Source organism: Microbacterium testaceum (genome assembly GCF_003075375.1).
In the GTDB taxonomy this organism is placed as follows: Bacteria; Actinomycetota; Actinomycetes; order Actinomycetales; family Microbacteriaceae; genus Microbacterium; species Microbacterium testaceum_E.
Genome location: NZ_QDFT01000039.1, coordinates 1 through 22,883, shown reverse-complemented (window position 1 = coordinate 22,883; position 22,883 = coordinate 1). Strand labels below are relative to the sequence as shown.

The window sequence follows — 22,883 nt, the reverse complement described above, 5'->3', positions numbered from 1 at the left end:
GCCCATCACGCAGKCGCGWGATGCTGCGCGTCGCCATGGCGGCGGTCCTGGGCACCGTGTCGCTCGAGGAGCTCTCGGACGCTCTGACGACCATCACCGAGGTCACGATCCAGGCGACGCTGCGGGCCGTGCGTCGCGTCGTGGTTCCGCCCGAGGACGACGACCTCGACTTCGCGGTCATCGCGATGGGCCGGTTCGGCGGCCGCGAGATCGGCTTCGGCTCGGATGCCGACGTGATGTACGTCTATCGCGCCAACGGCCTCGACCCGCAGCGCGCGAGCCACCTCGCCCTCAAGCTCGTCGCGGGGCTGCGCGAGCAGTCCGAGGACCACCGCCTGCCGCTCGACCTCGACGCCGAGCTGCGCCCCGAGGGACGCAGCGGGCCCCTCGCGCGTTCGCTCGACGCCTACGCGGAGTACTACCGGCGCTGGTCGCTGTCGTGGGAGGCGCAGGCTCTCCTGCGCGCCCGCGGGGTCGCGGGAAGCGTCAAGCTCATCCGCGCGTTCCTGGAGCTCGCCGACGAGGTGCGCTACCCCGTCTCGGCCGACCAAAACGGCCTGCGCGAGATCCGCCGCATCAAGGCGCGCGTCGAGAACGAGCGTCTGCCGCAGGGCGCCGATCCCGCCCGACACCTCAAGCTCGGCCCCGGCTCGCTCAGCGACGTCGAGTGGCTGGTGCAGCTGCTGCAGTTGCAGCACGCACGGCAGGTGCCGGCGATGCGCACGACGTCGACGCTGGGGGCTCTGGATGCCGCGGCCGAGGCCGGACTGATCGAGCACGACGCGGCCGACAAGCTCGCGGCCGCCTGGCACCTGGCGAGTCGCCTGCGCTCGGCGAACACGCTGCTGTCGGGTCAGACCAGTGACGTGCTCCCCGTCGACCGGGGACGGCTCGACGGTATCGGTCGCATCCTCGAGTACCCGCCGCGTTCCGCGACGCAGGTCGAAGAGGACTACCTGGGCGCCACCCGACGCTCGCGCCGGGTCTTCGACAAGCTCTTCTACGGATGACGGGAGCGGATGCCGAGACCCCGGCATCCGCTCTCGTCTCCGGTCAGGACATCAGACGCTCGCGCACCTCGCGACGCAGGACCTTGCCGATCAGCGAACGCGGGAGTTCGTCGACCACGATGACCCGACGCGGGACCTTGTAGGGCGCGAGTCTGCTCTTGCAGAACTCGCGCACGGCCTCGGGCTCGATCGACGTACCCTCGCGCAGCACGATCGCGGCGGCGACGTCTTCGCCCCCGCGCGGCTTGGGAAGAGCCACCACGGCCGCGCCGACGATGTCGGGGTGCGCGGCCAGGACGTCCTCGACCTCGCTCGGCGAGACGTTGAAGCCGCCGGTGATGATGATCTCTTTGAGGCGGTCGGTGATCGTGACGAACCCGTCGGGCGAGACCGAGGCGATGTCGCCGGTGCGCAGCCACTCGCCGTCGATGAGGGTCTCGGCGGTGTCGGCGGGTCGGTTCCAATACCCCTGGAACACCTGCGGTCCGCGCAGCAGCAGCTCACCGGCCTCGCCGAGGGGCAGGTCGTGCGTCGGGTTCTCGGGGTCGACGACGCGGATGTCGGTGCTGGGGAAGGGCACGCCGACGGTGCCGGGGCGACGTGACGGTCCGATGGGGTTGCCGAGCGCGACGGGCGAGGACTCGGTCATGCCGTACCCCTCGACCAACAGCCCCCCGGTCGCCGCCTCCCAGCGGTCGACGGTGGCGACGGGCAGGCTCATCGCGCCCGAGATGGCGAAGCGCACGCTCGTGAGATCGAGCGTCCCCCGCGCCGCCGCCCGTGCGAGCTGATCGTAGATCGGGGGCACCGCCGGCAGGAAGGTCGGGGGGCTCTTCTTGGTGGCGGCGGCGACCAGCTCGAGATCGTACTTGGGGAAGAGCACGAGCCGGGCGCCGATGCTCATCGCGAAGGTGAGGCAGAGGGTGAGACCGTACGCGTGGAACAGGGGGAGGACGCCGTAGAACGTCTCTTCTCCGTCGCGCAGACCGGGCACCCACGCGCGACCCTGCATCGCGTTCGCGCGCAGATTCGCGTGCGTGAGCACCGCGCCCTTGGGCGAGCCGGTCGTGCCGCTGGTGTACTGCAGCAGGGCGATGTCGCCCAGGGCGGGCCCGGGGTGCTTGCGCGAGAGCGAACCGCGGGTCAGCAGCTTGGCCCACGGCAGCGGACGCTTCGAAGTGGGCGTCGCGGTGAGCTGCGCGCGCGCCTCGCGCGCCTTCGCGATCGGCAGGCGCAGCGCGAGCCGCTTGGCGACGGGCAGGGCGGCGGTGATGTCGACGCTGACGACGTGCTGCAGCGCGAGGTCGGACGGGAACTCGGCCACGGTGTCGGCCAGCTTGTCCCACACGATCGCGAACTTCGCGCCGTGGTCTTCGAACTGGTGCCGCAGCTCGCGCGGCGTGTACAGCGGGTTGTGCTCGATGACGATGGCCCCGAGGCGCAGCGCGGCGTAGAACGCGACGACGTGCTGCGGCGAGTTCGGCAGCACCAGCGCCACGCGATCGCCCGCCCGCACCCCCAGGCGACGCAGTCCCTCGGCGGCGCGCGACACCTGTTCGCCCAGCTCGCGATACGTCGTGACCGCCCCGAAGAACTCCAGGGCCGTCTTCTTTCCGTACGTCGCGACGCTCGCGGCCAGCATCTCGGGGAGCGTCTGCGAGGGCGTCTCGATCTCGAGCGGCACGCCCTCGGCGTACGACGACGACCAGGGGCGCGAGGCGTAGGGCGATTCGGGCATGGCTCCATCCTCCTGTGCCCCTCCGACATCGCGGGGGAGGTTGACCTGGGGGGATGCCGGGAAGCGGCGACCGCTCGGCGGCGCCCGACCTGATTCGATGGGGGAGTGCACTTCAGGGCTCTCACCGAAGACGATCTGGACGCGGCCCCCGACTGGTGGGCGGACCGCACGCTCGCGGCCGACCGGTGGCGCGGCGAAGAGACCCGTTCGGCCGTCGTCGAACAGGCGGGCGAGGTGGTCGCGGCCGGCGCGATGTGGACATCCCGCGTCCATGACACGCATGCCTGGCTCGAGATCGTCGTTCACCCCGATCACCGTCGCCGGGGGATCGGCACCGCTCTCGCCCGACACCTCTCGTCACTTCGCGTCCGCGACATCCCGTTCACGGCGCGCGGATACGTCGACGACCCGGCTCTGCAGTTCGCGGACGCGTTGGGAGCGACGACGATGCAGATCGTGCCGCCCGCACGGGTCGAGCTCGCCCGACGAACGGCCCTCCGTTCGCACGTACGCGTGCAGCCCCTCTCCGGAGTGCCTCGAGAGCGCGTCGAGGCGGCGCACGCGGCGCTCTACAGCTGGACGCACGAGACGTGGAGCCCCACGCGAGAGGACTTCGCCGACGCGTTGAACGAAAATCTGTGGGATGAGGTCGACGTCGACGCCTCCGCCGTCGCGGTCGATGACCGGGGCACCGTACTCGCCCTCGCCCTCGCCTACCTCGACAGCGAACCGCCGCTTATCGTCGCCGAGACCACGGCTCGAGACGTGCCCGAGGGTGAGCGTCTGGTCGAAGGATGCATACGGCGTTCGATGGACGTACTCGCCCGTCGGGGGCTGTCGACCGTGGACTTCGACGGCCACATCAGCGACACGCATTTCCTCCCCGCGCTCGCCCGTCTCCAGCCCTCCGGCCGCTGGTTCCGTCTCGTCGAGATCCCGGGGCTGTGAGCGCCGGTGATCACCGGCCCCGCTCGTCGTCTGGGCATTTCCGACCCTCGCGCTCCGGGCGGCGCAGGCCTAGCCTGTCGGGCATGTGCCGCAACATCGTCCCGCTCCACAACTTCACCCCGCCAGCGACGGATGCCGAATGCCATGACGCCGCGCTGCAGTTCGTGCGCAAGGTCGTGGGCACGACGAAACCCTCGCGTGTCAATCAAGAGGTGTTCGACCGTGCCGTGGCCGAGATCTCGGCATCCGTTCGAGGTCTGCTCGACGACCTCGTGACGAACGCCCCACCGAAGGTTCGCGAGGACGAAGCCGCCAAGCGTCGGGCACGGTCGGCCGAACGGTACGAGGCGATCCGGGTGTTCCAGGAGCAGAAACGGGCGGCGCGCACGGCGGGATGACGCGGCGGCGCCGGCATCCGTCGATCCCCGGAGAACGACCAAGCCCGTACTCTGCGGCCCGACGTTCAGCCCGGCGGGGTTGCCAGGCCCTCCAGCTGGCGGGGCGGGACGCCGGGCGGGAGAAGTCGCGGGCGGGCTCCTGACGGGTGTGACGTACTCGGAGCTGGGCTTGAAATTACTTTCCTTATCGGAAAGTACGTGCCATAGTGAAGAAGCCGAAAGGATTCACCATGGACCACATGCCCACTGTCACTCCGGCTGAGGCGCGAGCGTTGCTCGACCACGCCGACAGCATCAGCCACACGGCGCACAACGCCACGCGGTGGCCGTACATCACCTTCATCCTCGCGCTGGGCGTGGCGACCTCGATGGGAACCTTCGCCATGGCTCTCGCGACCGGCGACGCATTCGGTCTCGCTTACGTCGGCCTGCTCGCCGTGGCATTCGCGCTCATCATCTTCTTCGTCATCAGTATTCAGGGTCGGTCCGCGTTCGCCCGCGGGCGTCGGTGGACCGTCTACATCGCCAGCTGGTTCGTCTCCTACGCGCTTGCGATCTCCGTCGTCATCTGGGCCCACGGCAACGTGCTGCTCGCAGGCCTCGCCTCGGGCCTCGTGCTCTTCGTGTCGTTCGTGTGTGCGGCTCGCGAGGGCCGGTCGTGACGATGTCTGCCTCGCACCCGCGCCATCGCCTCGACGAGCTGCTGCAGAATCCCGTGCGCTTCTCTGTGGTGGCGGCCCTCGACCGGGCGAGTACGTTGAGCTTCAAGGAGGTTCGCGACGCCATCGAGGTGACCGATTCCGCCCTCAGCAAGCACATGGCAACCCTCGAAGACGCCGGATACCTTGTGGTCGGCAAGTCGTTCGCGGGCAAGATGCCGCGCACTTCTCTCACCCTCACAACTCAGGGCCGCGCCGCCTGGCGGAGCCATCTCGCGACCCTGCGCGAGATCGCGGGCGACGCGTCCTGACCGCAAGTCGAGTTCGCAACAGCCGCGCGCGGTCCATCGACGCGGGATGTCGAGGTGAGTCGCGAGCTCTCGTCGGCATCGAGCAGCACACCTGCGGCCCCAGCGACGCATCTGCATCAGAATTCGTAACGGGCCGGGTCCCCGTTTGTACGAGCAGAACAGACAAAACCCCTCCGGATCCCCGCGTTTCCGCGGAAGTCCGGAGGGGTTCGGTCGTACAGCTACTCAGACCCCGAAGTACAGCTCGTACTCGAAGGGGTGCGGGCGCTGGGCGATCGGCTGGATCTCGTTCTCGATCTTGTACTCGATCCAGGTGTCGATGAGCTCCTGCGTGAAGACGCCACCGGCGAGCAGGAACTCGTGGTCGGCGCGCAGGGCCTCGAGCGAGTCGAGCAGCGAGTTGGGAACCTGCGGGATGTTCTTGGCCTCTTCGGCGGGGAGCTCGTAGAGGTCCTTGTCGACGGGCTCGTGCGGCTCGATGCGGTTCTTGATGCCGTCGAGGCCCGCCATGAGCTGCGCGGCGAACGCGAGGTACGGGTTTCCCGAGGCGTCGGGCGCACGGAACTCGATGCGCTTGGCCTTGGGGTTGCTGCCCGTGATGGGGATGCGGATCGCCGCGGAGCGGTTACCGGCCGAGTACACCAGGTTGACGGGAGCCTCGAAGCCCTTCACCAGGCGGTGGTAGCTGTTGAGCGTCGGGTTGGTGAAGGCGAGGACCGCGGGAGCGTGGGCCAGCAGGCCGCCGATGTACCAGCGGGCGATGTCGGAGAGCCCGCCGTAGCCGGTCTCGTCGTAGAACAGCGGCTTGCCGTCGTTCCACAGCGACTGGTGCGTGTGCATACCCGAACCGTTGTCGCCGAAGAGCGGCTTCGGCATGAAGGTGGCGACCTTGCCCCACTCTTCCGCGGTGTTCTTGACGATGTACTTGAACTTCAGGATGTCGTCCGCCGCGTGGACCATCGTGTCGAAGCGGTAGTTGATCTCCTGCTGACCACCGGTGCCGACCTCGTGGTGCGAGCGCTCCAGGACGAAGCCCGCCTCGATCAGCTTGAGGGTGATGTCGTCGCGCAGGTCGGCCGTCTTGTCGACGGGCGAGACGGGGAAGTAGCCACCCTTGTAGGGGGTCTTGTTGGCGAGGTTTCCGCCCTCTTCGGCGCGGCCCGTGTTCCAGGCACCCTCTTCGGAGTCGACCGAGTAGAAGCTCGAGTTCTGCTTCACTTCGTAGCGGACGTCGTCGAAGATGTAGAACTCGGCCTCGGGGGCGAAGAACGCGGTGTCGGCGATGCCGGTGGAGGCGAGGTACTTCTCGGCCTTCTTGGCGACCTGACGCGGGTCCTTCGAGTAGATCTCACCGTTGCGCGGGTTGTAGATGTCGAAGATCATCACGAGGGTCTTGGCCTCGCGGAACTGGTCGACATACGCGGTGGTCACGTCGGGGATGAGCTGCATGTCCGACTCGTGAATGTTCGCGAACCCGCGGATCGACGAGCCATCGAAGAGCTGGCCGACGGTGAAGAACTCCTCGTCGACGGTCGAGGCGGGGATGTTGAAGTGCTGCTGCACACCAGGAAGATCCGTGAAACGGATGTCGAGGAACTTGACGTCCTCGTCCTGGATGAACTTCAGCACCTCGGACGAATCTTTGAACATGAAGACTCCAGAGGTAGAACATTCGGGATCGTGCCGGCCTCGGCCAGCCTCCTCGACCCTACTCAGAACGGGTGTCCCCGTCATATCTCGGATGTTTCCGGCATGTTACGCGACCCGGATTACGCTGGATGCCGTGAGCGCGACCGCCGAGAACGAATATCCGGGCCAGCGGCTCGGCCTTCCCCGCGAGGGTCGCGGCTCCATCGCGCGCCCGGGCCGTCGGATCGCCGCCCTGCTGATCGACGTCGCGAGTGCCGGTCTGGTCGGTTTCGCGTTCTTCTCGATGCCCGACCCGGTGACCGGCGTCCCCTTCGCCAACCCGGTCGCGGCGAACGTCATCTTCTTCGCCGTGCAGATCCTCTTCATCCCGCTCATCGGCGGTAGTCCGGGACACCGCCTCATGGGGATGCGTCTCGAGCTGGCATCCGGGGGCTGGGTGGGCCTGTGGAGGCCGATCGTCCGGACGGTGCTCTTGGCCCTCATCATCCCCGCCGTCGTCTTCGACGCCGACCAGCGCGGCCTGCACGACAAGGCGGTCGGGACGATCCTCGTCCGCAGCTGACATGACGAAGGCCCCCGCCGTGCGGGGGCCTTCGTGGTTCTGGGACAGATCAGCGCGGGCGCGGGGCGCGCATCTTGGTCGGGTCGACGCCCTTCGGGATCGGCAGCGACGACAGGCCCTGCGACACCGACGACACGCGCTTGATGACGGCGGCCATGGTCGCGCGGTCCACCTTCTTGGGCAGCGCCTTGATGGTCGACGCGAGCTTGGCGATCGGCACCTCATCGTCGCCGTGGCCGACGTACAGCACCGTGACCGGCACGCCCGCGGCCACGCGCAGAACGCGCGAGCGCTCCTCGCCGACGAGGCGCGTGAGGCGGCTGCGGTTGCCCTCGCCGATGAGCACGACGCCTCCGCGACCGATTGCGCGGTAGAGCGCCTCCTGCGTGCGCGGGTTCACGCCGATCGGCGCCTCGGATGCCTGCCAGTTGCGACCGAGCGACGAGGAGAGGACGTGCCCGGTCGCGCCGGGCATGCCGTCGATCTTCTTGTACATCGCCGTCGTCGACAGACGCGTCATGGTGATCATCGCGGCGAGGATGCCGGCGAGCAGGCCCGTCACGCCCCAGAGGATGATGCTCCACACGGCCAGCGGCGGGATCAGGAACCCGACGAGAACGCCGAGGGCGATGCCCACGAGCACGATGCCCGCCAGCAGGAACGGCAGCCACCGGTACTCCTTCTGCGTGAAGGTGTACAGGGTTTTCAGCTGCGAGAAGAAGCCCGGACGCTTCTCGGGCGTGGTGGTGCGAGCGGCCATGCGAACGATTCTATCTTCGCGGCCGACCCTTCCTCCCCCGCCACCCGATGGGGGAGATCATCCACGGATGCCGATCCCCGCCCGGCGGTCCCCGGCCCTGCTCGGGATCATCGAGGGATGACGCTCTCCGCCGCCGCCGTCCTCGTAGAACCCCTCGACCTCTACCTCCATCGCCGCGCGCGAAGCGCTCGTGCGCTCACCCCGGGCGAGGCCGTGACCGCGGCGGTCGGACTGCTGAGGGGATGCCGCCGCGCGACGGGACGCTTCGACGCCACCCGCTGGTGGCTCCGCGCCGACGGGTGCCCGGTCGCGGTCGAAGAGGCCGCAGGACCCGACCCCGTGGCGGCGACCGCGGAATCGCTCGCTCAGGCGGCCGAGGTCTCCGACGACCCGCCCACGCGCGACATGCTCACCCGCGCCCGAGAGAGCGTGCTGACCCGGCCCCCTCGGGAGTGGGATGCCGTCGAACGACGGTTGCTGGCTCACGCCGAACCCGTTCCCCTCGTCCTCGGACCGTTGACGCCCGTCGAGGCGACGCACGCACCGACCGCTCCGGAGCGCGCGCATGACGAGACCTCGCCGCTCCTCGCGCTCATCGACGCGGATCTGGCGGACGCCGTGCGCGCTGCGGGGCGCGGGGTGATCGAGCGCTGGCGGTCCTCGCGTGCCCTGCGCCTCGGGACCGTGGTCGCCGGGGTCATCGCGGTGATCGTGGTGGGCGCCTCCCTGCTTCCCGGATCCAACGCCCCCTCGTCACCGACGGCGGGGACGACGGCCGCCCCCACATCCGCCCCCGCGCCGTCCGTCGCACCCGCGCGCCCCGCTACGCCGCCGCCCGCTGCTGCCGACGATCGGGTGCCGCTCTCCGACGACGTCGTGACTGCGGCGCGACAGCTCTTCGCCGAACTCGCCGCGTGTGGTGAAGGTCCGTCGTGTGCGGGCTCGTACGAGGAGCAGTCGTCCTTTCCGCGTGAGCCCCTGCTGGCCGGGGCCGCGGACGCCGAGATCGATCTTCTCGACGATTTCGGGGGAGTGGCGGTCGTCCGCGTCGGTACGGATGAGGCAGCGCAGTACGTCACCTTGATTCGCCGAAAAGACCGATGGCTGGTCCGCGCCGTCAGAACGGTCGCGGACCAGCCATCATGAGCTGGACCCCCGAGGGATCAGATGCCGAGGTCGCCCTCGAACTGGGCCGCCTCGAGGCGGGCCTTGACCGCGCCGAGGAAGCGCGCGGCGTCCGCACCGTCGATGATGCGGTGGTCGTACGACAGCGCCAGGTAGACGTAGGAGCGCACCGAGATGGCATCCTTGCCGTCCACCGAGACGACGCCCGGCTTCTTGACCACGGCGCCGAGGCCGAGGATCGCCGACTGCGGCAGGAACACGATGGGCGTGTCGAACAGCGCGCCGCGCGAACCCGTGTTGGTCAGCGTGAACGTGCCGCCGGCGAGCTCGTCGGGCTTGAGCTTGTTGTCGCGCGTGCGCGCGGCGAGATCGGCGATCTCGCGCGCGAGCTGGGCGATGTTCTTCTCGCCGGCATCCTTGACCACGGGGGTAAGCAGACCGCGCTCGGTGTCGACCGCGATCGACACGTTCTCGTGGGCCGGGTAGACGATCTCGTCGCCCTCGACCGTCGAGTTGATGATCGGGAACGCCTTGAGCGCCTCGACGGCCGCGATGGCGAAGAAGGGCAGGAAGGACAGCTTGTCGCCGGTCTTCTGCTGGAAGTCGCCCTTCACCCGGTCGCGCAGCGCCGAGAGCTTGGTCACGTCGACCTCGACCACGGTGGTGAGCTGCGCGGTCGCCTGCATCGACGCGACGGCGCGCTCGGCGATGACCTTGCGCAGGCGCGACATCTTCTGGGTCGTGCCGCGCAGCGGCGAGACCTCGACGGGAGCGGGCGCGGCGGGAGCCGACGCGGCCGGAGCAGCGGCGGCGGGCGCGGCCTTGGCGGCCTCGGCCGCCTTCAGAACGTCTTCCTTGCGGATGCGACCGCCGACGCCGCTGCCCGTGACGGACTTCAGGTCGACGCCCTGCTGCTGCGCGAGGCGGCGCACGAGCGGGGTGACGTAGGTGACGTCGTCGTTCGAGGACGCGGCGGGAGCCTGCTCGGCGGGCTTCTCGGCCGGCGCCGGCTTCTCTGCGGCCTGCGGGGCGGGCGCGGCCGGAGCCGACTGCTCGGGCTTCTGCTCGGCGGCGGCAGCTTGGGGCGCGGCGGCGGGAGCCTCGGGCTCGGCGGCCGGGGCCTCGGGCTCGGCCGCGGCGGGAGCACCGCTGCCGATGCGGGCGAGGGCCGCGCCGACGTTGACCGTCTCGTCCTCCTGGACGAGGATTTCCTGCAGCGTGCCGGCGACCGGCGAGGGGATCTCGGTGTCGACCTTGTCGGTCGAGATCTCGAGAAGGGGCTCGTCGACGGCGACGTCGTCGCCGACGGCCTTGAGCCAGCGGGTGACCGTGCCCTCGGTGACGCTCTCGCCCAGCTCGGGCAGCTTCACCTCGGTGGAGTCGTCGCTCGCCGCGGCGGGCTGCGCGGCGGGGGCGGGCTGCTCGGCCGGAGCGGCCTCGGCGGGGGCCGCCTGCTCCTCGGCGGGAGCGGCGGGCTGCTCGGCGGGAGCCGCCTGCGGCGCGTCGTCGGACGAGGCGGCGCCGGAGCCGTCACCGATCTTGGCGAGGATCGCGCCGACCTCGACGGTCTCGTCCTCTTGGACGAGGATCTCCTCGATGACTCCCGAGACGGGGGAGGGGATCTCGGTGTCGACCTTGTCGGTCGAGATCTCCAACAGACCCTCGTCCTCCTGGACGGTGTCACCGACCTGCTTGAGCCAGCGGGTGACCGTTCCCTCGGTGACGCTCTCGCCGAGAGCGGGGAGGACGACGGAAGTGCTCATGGATATGTCTCCTTCGTACCGGATGCGGTACCTAGCTTAGTGACCGGTTTGTGGTCAGAGTGCGTGCAGGGGCTTGCCGGCGAGGGCCAGGAAGGCCTCGCCCAGCGCTTCGCTCTGAGTGGGGTGGGCGTGGACGAACGGGGCGATGTCCTCGGGGTGGGCTTCCCAGCCCACCGCGAGCTGCGCTTCCGAGATCAGCTCGCCGACGCGGTCGCCCACCAGGTGCGCACCCACGACGGGCCCGTCGACGCGACGCACGATCTTGACGATGCCCGACGTGCCGATGATCTCGCTGCGGCCGTTGCCGGCCAGGTTGTACTCGTAGGCGGTCACGGCCTCGGATCCGTAACGATCCTGGGCCTGCGCCTCGGTGAGTCCCACGGACGCAACCTCGGGGTGCGAATACGCCACCCGGGGCACGTCCACGTCGGGGACGAGGACCGGCGACAGCCCGGCGATCTGCTCGGCGACGAAGATCCCCTGCTGGAATCCGCGGTGCGCCAGCTGAAGTCCGGGGACGATGTCGCCCACCGCCCACACGTGCGGCGCGTCGGTGCGCAAGCGGTCGTCGGTTCGGACGAATCCGCGCTCGAGCACGACACCCGCCTCTTCGTAGCCGAGGCCCGCCGTCGAGGGACCGCGGCCGACCGCGACCAGGACGAAGTCGGCGATCAGTTCGGAGCCGTCGTCCAGGGTGACGGTGGCGGAATCGGCGTCCTGCGCGAGCGAGGCGAACCGTCGCCCGAGCTGGAACGAGATGCCGCGCTTGCGGAACGCGCGTTCCAGGGCCTTGCTGGATGCCACGTCCTCGGCCGGCAGAAGGTGGGGGAGCGCCTCGACGATGGTGACGTCGACGCCGAACGAGCGCCACACGCTCGCGAACTCGACGCCGATCACGCCTCCACCCAGCACGACGACCCGCTCGGGGATGACGTCGAGGTCGAGCGCCTGCTCGCTCGTCAGAACACGACCGCCGATGTCGAGACCCGGCAGGCTGCGGCTGTACGAACCCGTCGCCAGGATCACATCTTCGCCGCGGTACACGTCGTCTCCGACGCGGACGGCCGGCCCCGCCTCCAGCGTTCCGGACCCGCGCACAACGCGGATGCCGCGAGCCGAGATGAGCCCCTCGAGGCCCTTGAACTTCTTCGCGACGATGCCCTCGCGGTACGCCCGGACGCGCGCGGCGTCGATTCCCGAGAACGTCACGTCCACGCCGATGTCGGACGCACCGCGCGCCGCGTCGGCGACTTCTCCTGCGTGCAGCAGGGCCTTGGTCGGGATGCAACCGCGGTGCAGGCACGTCCCGCCGAGCTTGTCCTTCTCGACGAGAACGACGTCCTTGCCCAGCTCGGCGAGACGCAGGGCCGCGGCGTAGCCGCCGCTGCCGCCACCCAGGACGACGACGTCGGCCGAGAACTCGGTCATCGCGCGGCGTCCGTGGCGAGCAGATCGACGAGCGAACGCACCGTCGCCCCCGTCACACCCTTGTCGGTGTACCCGAACGGCGCCGACTTGTTCATGCCCACGCCGGCGATGTCGAGGTGCACCCAGGGGATGCGGGGCGCGTCGGCGTCCTCCGAGACGCGACCGACGAAGTGCCGCAGGAAGAGCCCGGCGAACAGCGACCCACCGGCGGGGTCGCCGATCTTCGCGTTCTGCAGGTCGGCGATCGGCGAGTCGAGGTCGTCGACCATGTGGTCGGGCAGGGGCAGCGGCCACGCGAGCTCCGCGGTGCGACCGGCGGCGGCGAGGTACGCCGCGACCGCGTCGTCCTCACCCATGACGCCCGTGTGGCGGTTGCCCAGGGCGACGGTGATGGCCCCCGTGAGGGTGGCGACGTCGACGATGAGGTCGGGGTGCTCGCGGCTCGCCGCGGCCAGACCGTCGGCGAGTACCAGGCGGCCCTCGGCGTCGGTGTTGAGCACCTCGACCGTCGTGCCGTCGAGCGTGCGCAGCACGTCTCCGGGCCGCGTCGCGCGACCGGACGGCATGTTGTCGGCGATGCACAGCCAAGCACTGACCTGGATCGGCAGTTGCATCTCGGCCGCGGCCTTGAGCACGGCCAGCACGGTCGCGGCACCGCACATGTCGTACTTCATGCCGACCATGGATGCCGGCGGCTTCAGCGACAGCCCACCGGTGTCGAACGTGATGCCCTTGCCGACGAGCGCGACGTGACGTTCGGCGCCGGCGGGGGAGTAGTCGAGGCGCACCATGCGCGGCGGGCGGTCCGAGCCCTGGCCGACGCCGAGGATGCCGCCGTAGCCGCCCTCGCGCAACGCCTCTTCGTCGAGGATCTCGACCTCGACCGGCAGGTCGGCCACGGCAGCGGCCGCGGCAACGGCGAAGTCGGCGGGACCCAGCCATTCGGCGGGGGTGGTCACGAGGTCCTTCACGAGGGCGACGGCGCCGGCGATCGCGGCGACGGCGGCCGTGTCGGCCTCGGACGGAGCGGTGGGCGCCGAGACGGTCACCCGTGCGGCGCGCGCCTTGGGCGACTTCTTCTTGTAGTCGGCGAAGCGGTATCCGCCCAGGGCCGCGCCCTCGGCCAGGGGTCGCCACGCGGACTCGACGAGCGCGGCGACGGCGACGTGCGCGAAACCGGTCAGCTGACGCAGCCCGGTGCCCGCGGCATCCCGCAGAGCCGCCTCGCTCGGATCGGTGCCCGCACCGGCCACGGCGACGGGGGTGTCGACGCCGGGCACGTGCACCCGCTGGAACGACCCGGTCGCGCCCGTGAAGCCGATCGACGCGAGGGCGGAGCCGAGGCCGTCCCACCCGTCGGGGTCCGGCGCCCCCTCCGTCAGTGTAGGGACGATCAGCAGGATCGCGTCGGCGTCGGACTCGAGGACGGGGGCGTCGGTGTACGCCACTGAGGGGAAGGGCATGGCATCCATCCTAGGTTCGTGCCTGTTCGCTAGCAGCGGGACGCACCGGGACCGGCGCGTTCGGACCGCTCGTAGAGTGGACTCATGCCGATCTCCGCCCCGCTGTACGACCGCGCCCCCGCGGCGCCGCCCGTGCCGTCGGGCCTTCCGCTCGTGATCGCGCTCACCGGGTTCACCGACGCCGGGGGCGCCGTGACACGGCTCGTCGAGTACTTCCGTGACGACCTGCAGCCCAACCCCGTCTTCGTCTTCGACAACGACGTGCTGCTGGACTACCGCGCGCGTCGACCGGCGATCACCTTCGTCGAGGACCACCTCACCGATTACCGGCCGGCGCGTCTCGAACTCTCGCTCGCGCACGACTCGCAGGGGCACCCCTTCCTGCTGCTGGCCGGCTACGAGCCCGATTTCCTGTGGGAGGCCTTCGCCGAGACGGTGCTGGAACTCGCGGCCGGCCTGCAGGTGTCGTCCGTCACCTGGGTGCACGCGATCCCGATGCCGGTTCCGCACACGCGTCCGATCGGCACGACGGTCAGCGGCACGCGTGCCGATCTGGCCGAGGCGCACTCGGTCTGGCGCCCGCACACCCAGGTCCCCTCGACCGCGGGTCACCTGCTCGAGTACCGATTCGCCGAGGCCGGGGCCAAGGTCGCGGGGTTCGCGCTGCTCGTTCCGCACTACCTCGGCGACACCGAGTACCCCGCGGCCGCGCTGGCCGCGCTCGACAGCCTGACCGTCGCGACGGGTCTGTCGTTCTCGGGCGAGGTGCTGCGCGAGGAGAACCGCGAGTTCATCGCCAAGGTCACCGAGCAGGTCGAGGGCAGCGACGAGCTCACCCGCATGCTCGAGAACCTCGAAGAACGCTACGACGCGTACATGGCCGGCTCCACGCAGGCCACCCCGATCATCCACACCGGCGATCTGCCCAGCGCGGACGAGCTGGCGGCCGAGCTCGAGCGCTTCCTCGCGTCGCGTCCCGGCGACGACGATCGCCGCGGCAAGCTCGGCTGAGCGCGCCCCGTCGCCGCACGCTCGCGGGCGGGAATGGATGCCACCGCCCCGGCATCCGGGAATGCACGCGTGCCGCTCGACGTTGACTAGGCATAGATCCCCGGTCCGCGTCAAGTCCCGGTCGGCGGATGTGAGACAATGAAGAACCTGACCCGTTGTCATCCGGTCCAGGAGCCCCGCTCCTCGGCTCCGGACTTGACAAGGGTCTTACTAGTGTCCGAGAACGACCGGCGGCCGTGCAACATGCGTTCCCGGTGAAAGGCGAAACGTGGCAGGCACGACAACCAAGACTCGCGCCCGGAGTGCGAAAGACACCGAGCTCGAGAACACCGAAGAGACCGCGACGGCGTCGACGACGACGACCGCGAAGAAGGCTCCCGCCAAGAAGGCCCCCGCCAAGGCCAAGGCGACGCCCGCCAAGGCGAAGACCAAGGCGAAGAAGGACGACGACCTCGAGGACGAAGACGAGGTCGACGAAGACGGCGACGTCGAGATCGAGGTCGACGACAGCGACGACACGGAGGACTCCGACGACGCGGCCAAGGCCGACGCGAAGAAGTCCGACGACGATGACGACGACGAGGCCCCCAAGGCGCCCGCCGAGGCGCTGCCCACCGGTGCCATCGTCATCTCGTCGAGCGACGAGGACGACGTCCCCGTCTACTCGGCGCAGATCACCGGCGCGACCGCCGACCCCGTCAAGGACTACCTGAAGCAGATCGGCAAGGTCCCGCTGCTGAACGCGGCCGAAGAGGTCGAGCTCGCGATGCGCATCGAGGCGGGCCTGTTCGCCGAAGAGAAGCTGTCGAACATGTCGGCGGCCGAGAAGACGAGTCAGCTGGGTCTCGACCTGCAGTGGGTCGCCCGTGACGGTCAGCGTGCCAAGAGCCACCTGCTCGGCGCCAACCTGCGTCTGGTCGTCTCGCTCGCCAAGCGCTACACCGGTCGCGGCATGCAGTTCCTCGACCTCATCCAAGAGGGCAACCTGGGCCTGATCCGTGCGGTCGAGAAGTTCGACTACACCAAGGGCTTCAAGTTCTCGACCTACGCCACCTGGTGGATCCGTCAGGCCATCACCCGCGCGATGGCCGACCAGGCTCGCACCATCCGCATCCCCGTGCACATGGTCGAGGTCATCAACAAGCTCGCGCGCGTGCAGCGGCAGATGCTGCAGGACCTCGGTCGCGAACCCACCCCCGAAGAGCTCAGCCGCGAACTCGACATGACCCCCGAGAAGGTCATCGAGGTGCAGAAGTACGGCCGTGAGCCCATCTCGCTGCACACGCCCCTGGGTGAGGACGGCGACAGCGAGTTCGGTGACCTCATCGAGGACACCGAGGCCGTCGTCCCCGCGGACGCGGTGGGCTTCACCATGCTGCAGCGTCAGCTCGAGTCGCTGCTCGACTCGCTCAGCGAGCGCGAGGCGGGCGTGATCCGCATGCGCTTCGGCCTCGGCGACGGTCAGCCCAAGACCCTCGACCAGATCGGCGACACGTTCGGCGTCACGCGCGAGCGCATCCGCCAGATCGAGTCGAAGACGATGGCGAAGCTGCGTCACCCCAGCCGTTCGCAGTCGCTCCGGGACTACCTCGAATGAGCGGCGAGGCCAACGCCGGCAAGGCGCTCACCCGTACCGTCGAGGGAACCTCGTACGCCCGCATCCCGATCCGCACGCGGGTCGTCATGCCGGGCGACGACCTCGACGCCTTCATCCTCGAGTACGCGAAGGATGCCGTGCAGCCGGGCGACCTGCTGTTCGTCACCGAGAAGATCGTCGCGATCACGCAGGGCCGCTCGTACAAGCTCGACAGCATCAAACCGCGCAAGCTCGCGCTGTTCCTGTCGAAGTACGTCACGCGCACGCCCTACGGCATCGGTCTCGGCATGCCCGAGACGATGGAGATGGCGCTGCGCGAGTGCGGCACCCCCCGCATCCTGTTCGCCGCGGCCGTCTCGGCCGTGACCAAGGCGATGGGACGCAAGGGCGACTTCTACCGCATCGCCGGCGACAAGGCGCGCGCGATCGACGGCCCCACCAAGGGCACGATCCCGCCGTACAACCAGGCCGTCGTCCTGGGTCCGGAGCGGCCCCGCGAGGTGGCCGTTCGTCTGAAGTCGCTGCTCGGCATCGACCTCGATGTCGCGGTCGTCGACATCAACGACCTCGGCGGCAACATCCTGGGTTCGACGATGGACAAGGCCGGCGAGAAGCGCCTGGTCGCGATCCTCAAGGACAACCCGCTCGGTCAGGGCCACGAGTCCACGCCGCTCGGCATCGTCCGCCGCGGCTGACGCGGCTCACGCAGAAGGCCCGCTCCCTCCTGGGGAGCGGGCCTTCTCGGCATCCGGGATCAGAACCCGATCGCGGCCTGGTAGCGCGGCTTGTGCCCGGTGCGGATGCCGGTCACGCTCGGCTTGTTCTCGTACACGCCCGCGCCCCAGTTGCCCTCGACGAGCACGGGACCATCGGGACCGACGACGATGTCCCACCCGACGTACTGCACCTGCGGCACGACGCGGGCGACCTGGTCGACGAACGCCGTGACCTCGTCGATCAGGGGCAGCTGGAAGTCGGCGATGCGCACGCCCGAGTCGGGGTGCAGCTCGTGCACGTGCCCGTGCGAGTCGTAGCCGGCGCCGAGGGCGTGGCCGTTCTCGTCGAGCATCGTGTAGAAGCCGCCGAAGGTCATCTGATCGCTCACCGCGCCGCGGCCGAACTTCTGCGCCATCGCGAGGATGTGCGTCTTGTTCCCGTCGAAGAACGCGGTCACGCGCGTCGTGTTCACGGTGCCGGGGCAGACGGCCGCGAGGTCGTCGTGCTGGCGGATGACCTCTTCGACGAGGATCTCGCCGCGCTCGAGCAGTCCGCGGTGGAAGGCGCCCCAGTCCTCGACGTCGGCCGCGTGATAGCGGTGCACGCCGGTGCCGGCCTGACCGACCGGCTCCTTGGTGACGATCGTGCCCAGCTTCTCGGTGAAGGCGCGCAGCTCGTCGGCGTTGTCGGCATCCACCACCATCCACTCGCGACGGAGGAACTCGCTGAAGCGACGGTCGAACGCCACCTTGTCCTGGAAGATGCCGCGGTAGTCGGGGTGGTCGTACTTCTGCGAGATCTGGTTCGACACGGGGTGCGTCATGTACGTCGCGCGCTCGGCGGGCGTGAGGATCGCGAAGTCGTAGTCGATGTAGTCCTGGAAGCCGACGTTCTTCACACCGGCCTGGAAGAGCATGTCGGCGACGACCAGCGGCAGCGCCTTCTTGTGCTGTGCGGACGCCTCTTTGGCCCGCTCGACCACCGATCCGACGTCGATGCGGCGGGCGCGCCCGGCGAGATAGCGGAGGCGTGTGACGGGGGAGAAACCCTGGGTAGGCATGAAGGCTCCGGGGTCGGGAACGACGGACTTCGTTAGTCTAGAGGCGTGACCTCCACGCTCTCTGCCCGCCCGCACGCGGCCGGGGGAGTCGCTCCGGTCGCCCGCGTCTCGGCGTCGGCGCTGCGACAGAACATCGCCCGCGCGGCCACCTCGCACGCGCGTGACGACCTGTGGACCGCCGACGCGTGGGGCCACGGCGCGGGGTGGGTGGCATCCGTCCTCTCCGAGGCGGGCGCGGATGCCGATCTGCTCGACCCCGCCGTGCTGTTCGGCCTTCCGGGGACCGGCGCGCGCCCGGTCATGGCGCTGCACGGCCGCGCGCTCGGCACCAAACCGCTGCTCGCCGGCGAGGGCGTCTCGTACGGCTACACCCACCGCGCCCCCGCGGACACGGTCGTGGCCCTCGTCACGGGCGGATACGCGCAGGGTGTGGTCCGCTCGCTCGGCAACGCCGTGAGCGTCGTCATCGTCGGCCGGCGCCACCCGATCGTCGGGCGCGTCGCGATGGACGTGTGCGTGGTCGACGTCCGGGACGCGACGATCATCCGCGGCGCCGACGTCGCGTTCTTCGGTGATCCGTCCACCGGCGACCCCTCGTTGTCGGAATGGGTGGATGCCACGGGCCTGAGCGCCGCCGAGATCGTCGCGACCGTGGGCGCCCGCGCGGACCGGCAGGTGACCGCGTGAGCGCGCAGTACCGCGTCGACCTCGACGCCTTCGCCCGCAACCTGCACCGCGTCCGCGCGGCCGTCGCCCCCGCCGCGCACATGCTGGTCGTCAAGGACGACGCCTACGCCCACGGCCTCGACGCCATCGTGCGGCGTGCCCGGATCGAGGGGGTCGAATGGTTCGGCGCCTTCGACGTCGCGACGGGAGAAGCGGTCCGCGCCGCAGCGGGGCCCGAGGCGCGCATCTTCGTGTGGTTGATCGGCGGGGCAGACGATCTCGCGGCGGGGATCGCCGCCGATCTGGACCTCGGTATCGGCGACGCCGCTTTGCTCGACGACCTGGCGGGCCTGACGCTCGCGCGTCCGGCGCGCGTGCATCTCAAGATCGACACGGGCCTGCACCGCAACGGCATCCGTCCCGAGCAGTGGGACGACGCCCTCGCGCGCACCCGCTCGCTGGTCGACGACGGTCGAGCGCTGCTCGAGGGCATCTGGTCGCACATCTCGGAGGCCTCGGATGCCGACGACGACGACGCCCGGTCCGTGTTCCTGGCGGCGCGCGAAGCGGCGCGCGCCGCGGGCCTGCCCCCGCGGTTCTCGCACCTGGCCGCCAGCGCCGCCGGTTTCGCACGCGGGGAGTTCCGCGAGGACATCGTGCGCGTGGGCGCGTATTCGTACGGCATCCGGCCCTCGGGGGGACCGGGCGAGGAGGAGCTCGGAATCGAACCGATCGCGACGCTGCACGCCACCGTCGCGGCGGTGGATCCCGCCGGTGTGCACCTGCGACTGGGCAGCCTGCACGGTCTGCCGAGCAGCCTGGCCGGGCGCTTCGACGTCGCGACGGCCTCGGGCCCGCGTCGGGTGGAGGTGATCGAGCCGACCGCCGTCACCGTCGCGCCGTGGGACGGAGCCGCGCCGGGCGACGAGGTCGCGGTCTTCGGCCGTGATGCGCTGTATAGCGCCACCGACCTCGCCGAGCTCGTCGACACGATCGGCGAGGAGGTCGCCCTGCGGGTGTCGCCCGTCATCGAACGCGTCTACATCTCTTCGCGCTCGTAACGCGGAACGGGCCCCGTCCCGCTCCCTGAGGAGCAGCGCGGGGCCCGTTCGGACGTGTGGTCTCAGTCGGCGGCGTTGAGGCGCGCCGTCTCGTCGTGCCACGAAGTGGCGACGCTGCGGAGCTTCTCTTCGTACTTGCGGCCGTGGTGAGCGCAGAACAGCAGCTCGCTGCCGTTCACCTCGGCGGCGATGTAAGCCTGAGCGCCGCAGGAGTCGCAGCGATCCGCCGCCGTCAGGCGGTGGTCGAGAACAGACGCGTCGGGTGCGGTCGTGGTGGTCATCTCGTTTGCCCTCCTCAGGTGGTCGTGGGGCGAGTCTCCATATACAACCACGCGGATGTTTCCCCTATGCCGCCGCTTGATCACATTTCGCTGTGCGCGTACGGTGACCCGACCGCGCTGTGTGTCTGGCAGGGGATGTCGGCGGCCCCGATTACGCTGGGAGATCGTGACGTCCGAGTACTCCGCCCATCATCTCCAGGTCCTCGAGGGCCTCGAAGCCGTGCGCAAGCGCCCGGGCATGTACATCGGCTCCACCGACTCCCGCGGCCTCATGCACTGCCTGTGGGAGATCATCGATAATTCCGTCGACGAGGCCCTCGCCGGACACGGCACCCGCATCGACATCGTGCTGCACGCCGACGGCAGCGTCGAGGTGCGCGACCGGGCCCGCGGCATCCCCGTCGACGTCGAGCCCCGCACCGGCTTGACCGGCGTCGAGGTGGTCTTCACCAAGCTGCACGCGGGCGGCAAGTTCGGCGGCGGGTCGTACGCGGCATCCGGTGGTCTGCACGGTGTCGGCGCCTCGGTCGTGAACGCTCTCTCGGAGCGTCTCGACGTCGAGGTCGACCGCGCCGGCAAGACCTACGCCATGTCGTTCCACCGCGGAGAACCCGGGCTGTTCGCCGGGGACGGGCCCGACTCGACGTTCACCCCGTTCGAGCGCAGCAGCGAGCTGCGAGTGGTCGGCAAGGCCGCTCGCGGGGTGACCGGCACCCGCATCCGGTACTGGGCCGACCGGCAGATCTTCACGAAGGATGCCACCTTCGGCCACGACGAGCTCGTGCAGCGCGTGCGTCAGACGGCGTTCCTCGTGCCCGGCCTCGAGATCGTCGTCCTCGACGACCGTGGCGAGGAGCGCGTCGAGACGAGCTACCGCTTCGACGGCGGCATCTCGGAGTTCGCGGACTTCCTCGCCCCCGACGCGGCGGTCACCGACACGTGGCGCCTCACCGGCACGGGAACGTTCACCGAGACGGTCCCCGTGCTGCAGCCGGGCGGCTCGATGATCCCGACCGAGGTCGAGCGTTCCTGCGAGGTCGACATCGCGGTGCGCTGGGGCACGGGGTACGACACCACCTCGCGCTCGTTCGTCAACATCATCGCCACGCCCAAGGGCGGCACCCACCAGCAGGGGTTCGAGCAGGGGCTGATGAAGGTCCTGCGCGCGCAGGTCGAGCAGAACGCCCGCAAGCTCAAGGTCGGCAACGACAAGATCGAGAAGGACGACCTGCTCGCGGGACTCACGGCCGTGCTCACCGTGCGCCTGCCCGAGCCGCAGTTCGAGGGCCAGACCAAAGAGGTGCTGGGAACCCCCGCGGTGCGGCAGATCGTGGCATCCGTCGTCCAGAAAGAGATCGCCGCGCGATTCGCCTCGCCCAAGCGCGACGACAAGGCGCAGACGGCGCAGCTGCTCGAGAAGATCGTCTCCGAGATGAAGGCGCGCATCTCGGCGCGCACCCACAAAGAGACGCAGCGACGAAAGAACGCCCTCGAGTCGTCGTCGCTGCCCGCCAAGCTCGTCGACTGCCGCTCGAACGACGTGTCGGACTCCGAGCTGTTCATCGTCGAGGGCGACTCGGCGCTCGGCACCGCCAAGCTCGCGCGCAACAGCGAGTACCAGGCGCTGCTGCCGATCCGCGGCAAGATCCTCAACACGCAGAAGGCGTCGATCAGCGACATGCTGTCCAACGCTGAGTGCGCCTCGATCATCCAGGTGATCGGCGCCGGCTCGGGGCGCTCGTTCGATCTCGAGGCCGCACGCTACGGCAAGATCATCCTGATGAGCGACGCCGACGTCGACGGCGCGCACATCCGGACGCTGCTGCTCACGCTGTTCTTCCGGTATATGCGCCCGCTGGTCGAAGAGGGCCGTGTCTTCGCCGCGGTACCGCCCCTGCACCGCGTGATCGTGATGAATCCCGGTTCGAAGCCGAACGAGACCGTCTACACCTACAGCGAGCAAGAGCTGCACCAGCTGCTGACCAGGCTCAAGCGGTCCAACAAGCGGTGGCAGGAGCCCGTGCAGCGGTACAAGGGGCTGGGCGAGATGGATGCCGACCAGCTCGCCACCACGACCATGGACCGCGCCGGGCGCATGCTGCGCCGTGTGCGGGTGCAGGACATGGAGGCCGCGGCATCCGTGTTCGATCTGCTGATGGGCAGTGACGTCGCTCCGCGCCGCGAGTTCATCATCGACTCGAGCGACCGGCTCGCGCGCGAGCGCATCGACGTCTGACCCGACCGCGCCTCGTCCGTCGCGGCCGCGCCGCGTCGGAGCACAACCACGGGCCCGCGCCTTGCCCGCCGCGGTCGGCCCGCGGCACGCGCCCGAGCACAACCGCGGGCCCCTGCCCCGACACGCCGTCGGGCGGGTCACGTCGGACGGCGTGTCCGCCACGACTCCCGCCGTTGTGCACGGGCGGGAACGGCTGGGCAGGCTCGAGGAAGAGCCCCGGCCCGGCCCCCGGGGTCAGCGGACGACGGTCCCGACCGCGGCGACCACGGCGTCGAGGGGCTGACCCGACGCGTCGCGCTTCGCGCCCGCCTCGGGCAGGGTGCGCACCGAACCGTCCGATCCCACGGCCCGCGGTTCGGTGCCGACCCAGGCGAGCGTCAGGGCATCCTCTCCGCGCAGCAGACGCTGCGCGGAGAGGATGCCCTGACGCTCGCCTGGG

The 22,883-nt window shown here is 69.9% G+C and carries 21 protein-coding genes and 1 pseudogene; 13 read left to right on the top strand and 9 right to left on the bottom strand.

The features are described from left to right. Window positions 1–1,010: pseudogene (locus tag DC432_RS13090) on the top strand (bifunctional [glutamine synthetase] adenylyltransferase/[glutamine synthetase]-adenylyl-L-tyrosine phosphorylase); the annotation flags it as partial. 43 nt (window positions 1,011–1,053) lie between these two features. On the opposite strand, the gene DC432_RS13085 reads toward DC432_RS13090, so the two are convergent. Continuing rightward, complete coding sequence (locus DC432_RS13085; protein ID WP_116538254.1) at window positions 1,054–2,748, bottom strand: long-chain-fatty-acid--CoA ligase; 1,695 nt, start codon at window positions 2,746–2,748, stop codon at window positions 1,054–1,056. A gap of 105 nt (window positions 2,749–2,853) precedes the next feature. Here DC432_RS13085 and DC432_RS13080 point away from each other — a divergent pair, with 105 nt between their 5' ends. The 4 genes from DC432_RS13080 (at window position 2,854) to DC432_RS13065 (ending at window position 5,064) form a co-directional block, all read left to right on the top strand. Continuing rightward, window positions 2,854–3,696, top strand: a complete 843-nt coding sequence (locus DC432_RS13080; RefSeq protein ID WP_116538253.1) for a GNAT family N-acetyltransferase — start codon at window positions 2,854–2,856, stop codon at window positions 3,694–3,696. Window positions 3,697–3,779: 83 nt separating this feature from the next. Next, window positions 3,780–4,094, top strand: a complete 315-nt coding sequence (locus DC432_RS13075; protein WP_116538252.1) for a DUF2277 domain-containing protein — start codon at window positions 3,780–3,782, stop codon at window positions 4,092–4,094. Window positions 4,095–4,333: 239 nt separating this feature from the next. Then, entirely contained in the window at window positions 4,334–4,756 is a 423-nt protein-coding gene (locus DC432_RS13070) for a chemotaxis protein CheY (protein WP_243393130.1), read from the top strand. A 2-nt stretch (window positions 4,757–4,758) separates the two neighbouring features. After that, window positions 4,759–5,064, top strand: coding sequence for a winged helix-turn-helix domain-containing protein (locus DC432_RS13065; RefSeq protein WP_165801270.1), 306 nt, complete (start codon window positions 4,759–4,761; stop codon window positions 5,062–5,064). A 225-nt stretch (window positions 5,065–5,289) separates the two neighbouring features. On the opposite strand, the gene glnA is transcribed toward DC432_RS13065, so the two are convergent. Next, entirely contained in the window at window positions 5,290–6,714 is a 1,425-nt protein-coding gene (glnA, locus tag DC432_RS13060) for a type I glutamate--ammonia ligase (RefSeq protein WP_108320086.1), read from the bottom strand. 133 nt (window positions 6,715–6,847) lie between these two features. Between glnA and DC432_RS13055 the strand changes: the two genes are divergently transcribed. After that, window positions 6,848–7,276: an RDD family protein gene (locus DC432_RS13055; RefSeq protein WP_243393129.1), complete on the top strand. Its 429-nt coding sequence runs from the start codon at window positions 6,848–6,850 to the stop codon at window positions 7,274–7,276. A gap of 49 nt (window positions 7,277–7,325) precedes the next feature. Here the strand turns inward: DC432_RS13055 and DC432_RS13050 are convergent, their stop codons facing one another. Then, window positions 7,326–8,036, bottom strand: coding sequence for a DUF4191 domain-containing protein (locus tag DC432_RS13050; protein ID WP_108320090.1), 711 nt, complete (start codon window positions 8,034–8,036; stop codon window positions 7,326–7,328). A gap of 117 nt (window positions 8,037–8,153) precedes the next feature. Between DC432_RS13050 and DC432_RS13045 the strand changes: the two genes are divergently transcribed. Continuing rightward, entirely contained in the window at window positions 8,154–9,182 is a 1,029-nt protein-coding gene (locus DC432_RS13045; RefSeq protein WP_116538248.1) for a hypothetical protein, read from the top strand. A gap of 17 nt (window positions 9,183–9,199) precedes the next feature. Here DC432_RS13045 and sucB read toward each other — a convergent pair whose 3' ends face one another. From sucB to DC432_RS13030, 3 genes are read right to left on the bottom strand one after another with little or no spacing between them, the layout of a single operon-like run. Next, a complete protein-coding gene (sucB, locus tag DC432_RS13040; protein WP_116538247.1) occupies window positions 9,200–10,924 on the bottom strand; it encodes a 2-oxoglutarate dehydrogenase, E2 component, dihydrolipoamide succinyltransferase in 1,725 nt (574 codons plus the stop codon). A 54-nt stretch (window positions 10,925–10,978) separates the two neighbouring features. Beyond that, the gene (gene lpdA / locus DC432_RS13035) at window positions 10,979–12,352 is read right to left on the bottom strand and encodes a dihydrolipoyl dehydrogenase (protein WP_116538246.1); all 1,374 of its coding nucleotides are present in this window, start codon (window positions 12,350–12,352) and stop codon (window positions 10,979–10,981) included. Continuing rightward, window positions 12,349–13,815, bottom strand: coding sequence for a leucyl aminopeptidase (locus tag DC432_RS13030; RefSeq protein ID WP_116538256.1), 1,467 nt, complete (start codon window positions 13,813–13,815; stop codon window positions 12,349–12,351). Before DC432_RS13030 ends, lpdA begins: the two co-directional genes overlap by 4 nt. A gap of 84 nt (window positions 13,816–13,899) precedes the next feature. On the opposite strand from DC432_RS13030, the gene DC432_RS13025 reads away from it, so the two are divergent. From DC432_RS13025 to DC432_RS13015, 3 genes are all read left to right on the top strand, one after another. Next, window positions 13,900–14,826, top strand: coding sequence for a proteasome assembly chaperone family protein (locus DC432_RS13025; RefSeq protein ID WP_116538245.1), 927 nt, complete (start codon window positions 13,900–13,902; stop codon window positions 14,824–14,826). A 268-nt stretch (window positions 14,827–15,094) separates the two neighbouring features. Next, window positions 15,095–16,423: an RNA polymerase sigma factor gene (locus tag DC432_RS13020; RefSeq protein ID WP_116538244.1), complete on the top strand. Its 1,329-nt coding sequence runs from the start codon at window positions 15,095–15,097 to the stop codon at window positions 16,421–16,423. Next, window positions 16,420–17,118, top strand: coding sequence for a coenzyme F420-0:L-glutamate ligase (locus tag DC432_RS13015; RefSeq protein WP_108320100.1), 699 nt, complete (start codon window positions 16,420–16,422; stop codon window positions 17,116–17,118). The genes DC432_RS13020 and DC432_RS13015 overlap by 4 nt, the downstream gene beginning before the upstream one ends. Window positions 17,119–17,177: 59 nt before the next feature. Here DC432_RS13015 and DC432_RS13010 read toward each other — a convergent pair whose 3' ends face one another. After that, on the bottom strand, window positions 17,178–18,200 hold the full coding sequence (locus DC432_RS13010) for a sugar-transfer associated ATP-grasp domain-containing protein (protein WP_116538243.1): 1,023 nt from the start codon (window positions 18,198–18,200) through the stop codon (window positions 17,178–17,180). 45 nt (window positions 18,201–18,245) lie between these two features. Between DC432_RS13010 and DC432_RS13005 the strand changes: the two genes are divergently transcribed. Continuing rightward, window positions 18,246–18,887 (top strand): alanine racemase C-terminal domain-containing protein, encoded by a 642-nt coding sequence (locus DC432_RS13005; RefSeq protein WP_116538242.1) that lies wholly within the window; start codon window positions 18,246–18,248, stop codon window positions 18,885–18,887. Then, complete coding sequence (locus DC432_RS13000) at window positions 18,884–19,927, top strand: alanine racemase (protein ID WP_116538241.1); 1,044 nt, start codon at window positions 18,884–18,886, stop codon at window positions 19,925–19,927. The genes DC432_RS13005 and DC432_RS13000 overlap by 4 nt, the downstream gene beginning before the upstream one ends. Before the next feature lie 62 nt (window positions 19,928–19,989). Here DC432_RS13000 and DC432_RS12995 read toward each other — a convergent pair whose 3' ends face one another. Then, entirely contained in the window at window positions 19,990–20,208 is a 219-nt protein-coding gene (locus DC432_RS12995; RefSeq protein ID WP_076675603.1) for a DUF7455 domain-containing protein, read from the bottom strand. A gap of 163 nt (window positions 20,209–20,371) precedes the next feature. Between DC432_RS12995 and DC432_RS12990 the strand changes: the two genes are divergently transcribed. Next, window positions 20,372–22,444 carry a DNA gyrase/topoisomerase IV subunit B gene (locus tag DC432_RS12990; protein WP_116538255.1) on the top strand — a complete coding sequence of 691 codons (2,073 nt, stop codon included), beginning with the start codon at window positions 20,372–20,374 and terminating at the stop codon, window positions 22,442–22,444. Window positions 22,445–22,678: 234 nt separating this feature from the next. Here DC432_RS12990 and DC432_RS12985 read toward each other — a convergent pair. Beyond that, window positions 22,679–22,883: hypothetical protein (locus DC432_RS12985; protein ID WP_133177940.1), on the bottom strand; the 205-nt coding region annotated here is incomplete at its 5' end.

Excerpts from the sequence above, each read along its gene's own strand:
- DC432_RS13065 (WP_165801270.1), top strand. The coding sequence starts at position 4,759 with ATGTCTGCCTCGCACCCGCGCCATCGCCTCGACGAGCTGCTGCAGAAT.
- DC432_RS13015 (WP_108320100.1), top strand. The coding sequence starts at position 16,420 with ATGAGCGGCGAGGCCAACGCCGGCAAGGCGCTCACCCGTACCGTCGAG.
- DC432_RS12995 (WP_076675603.1), bottom strand. The coding sequence starts at position 20,208 with ATGACCACCACGACCGCACCCGACGCGTCTGTTCTCGACCACCGCCTG.
- DC432_RS13075 (WP_116538252.1), top strand. The coding sequence starts at position 3,780 with ATGTGCCGCAACATCGTCCCGCTCCACAACTTCACCCCGCCAGCGACG.
- DC432_RS13085 (WP_116538254.1), bottom strand. The coding sequence starts at position 2,748 with ATGCCCGAATCGCCCTACGCCTCGCGCCCCTGGTCGTCGTCGTACGCC.
- DC432_RS13050 (WP_108320090.1), bottom strand. The coding sequence starts at position 8,036 with ATGGCCGCTCGCACCACCACGCCCGAGAAGCGTCCGGGCTTCTTCTCG.
- DC432_RS13010 (WP_116538243.1), bottom strand. The coding sequence starts at position 18,200 with ATGCCTACCCAGGGTTTCTCCCCCGTCACACGCCTCCGCTATCTCGCC.
- sucB (WP_116538247.1), bottom strand. The coding sequence starts at position 10,924 with ATGAGCACTTCCGTCGTCCTCCCCGCTCTCGGCGAGAGCGTCACCGAG.
- DC432_RS13070 (WP_243393130.1), top strand. The coding sequence starts at position 4,334 with ATGCCCACTGTCACTCCGGCTGAGGCGCGAGCGTTGCTCGACCACGCC.
- DC432_RS13045 (WP_116538248.1), top strand. The coding sequence starts at position 8,154 with ATGACGCTCTCCGCCGCCGCCGTCCTCGTAGAACCCCTCGACCTCTAC.
- lpdA (WP_116538246.1), bottom strand. The coding sequence starts at position 12,352 with ATGACCGAGTTCTCGGCCGACGTCGTCGTCCTGGGTGGCGGCAGCGGC.
- glnA (WP_108320086.1), bottom strand. The coding sequence starts at position 6,714 with ATGTTCAAAGATTCGTCCGAGGTGCTGAAGTTCATCCAGGACGAGGAC.
- DC432_RS13030 (WP_116538256.1), bottom strand. The coding sequence starts at position 13,815 with ATGCCCTTCCCCTCAGTGGCGTACACCGACGCCCCCGTCCTCGAGTCC.
- DC432_RS13025 (WP_116538245.1), top strand. The coding sequence starts at position 13,900 with ATGCCGATCTCCGCCCCGCTGTACGACCGCGCCCCCGCGGCGCCGCCC.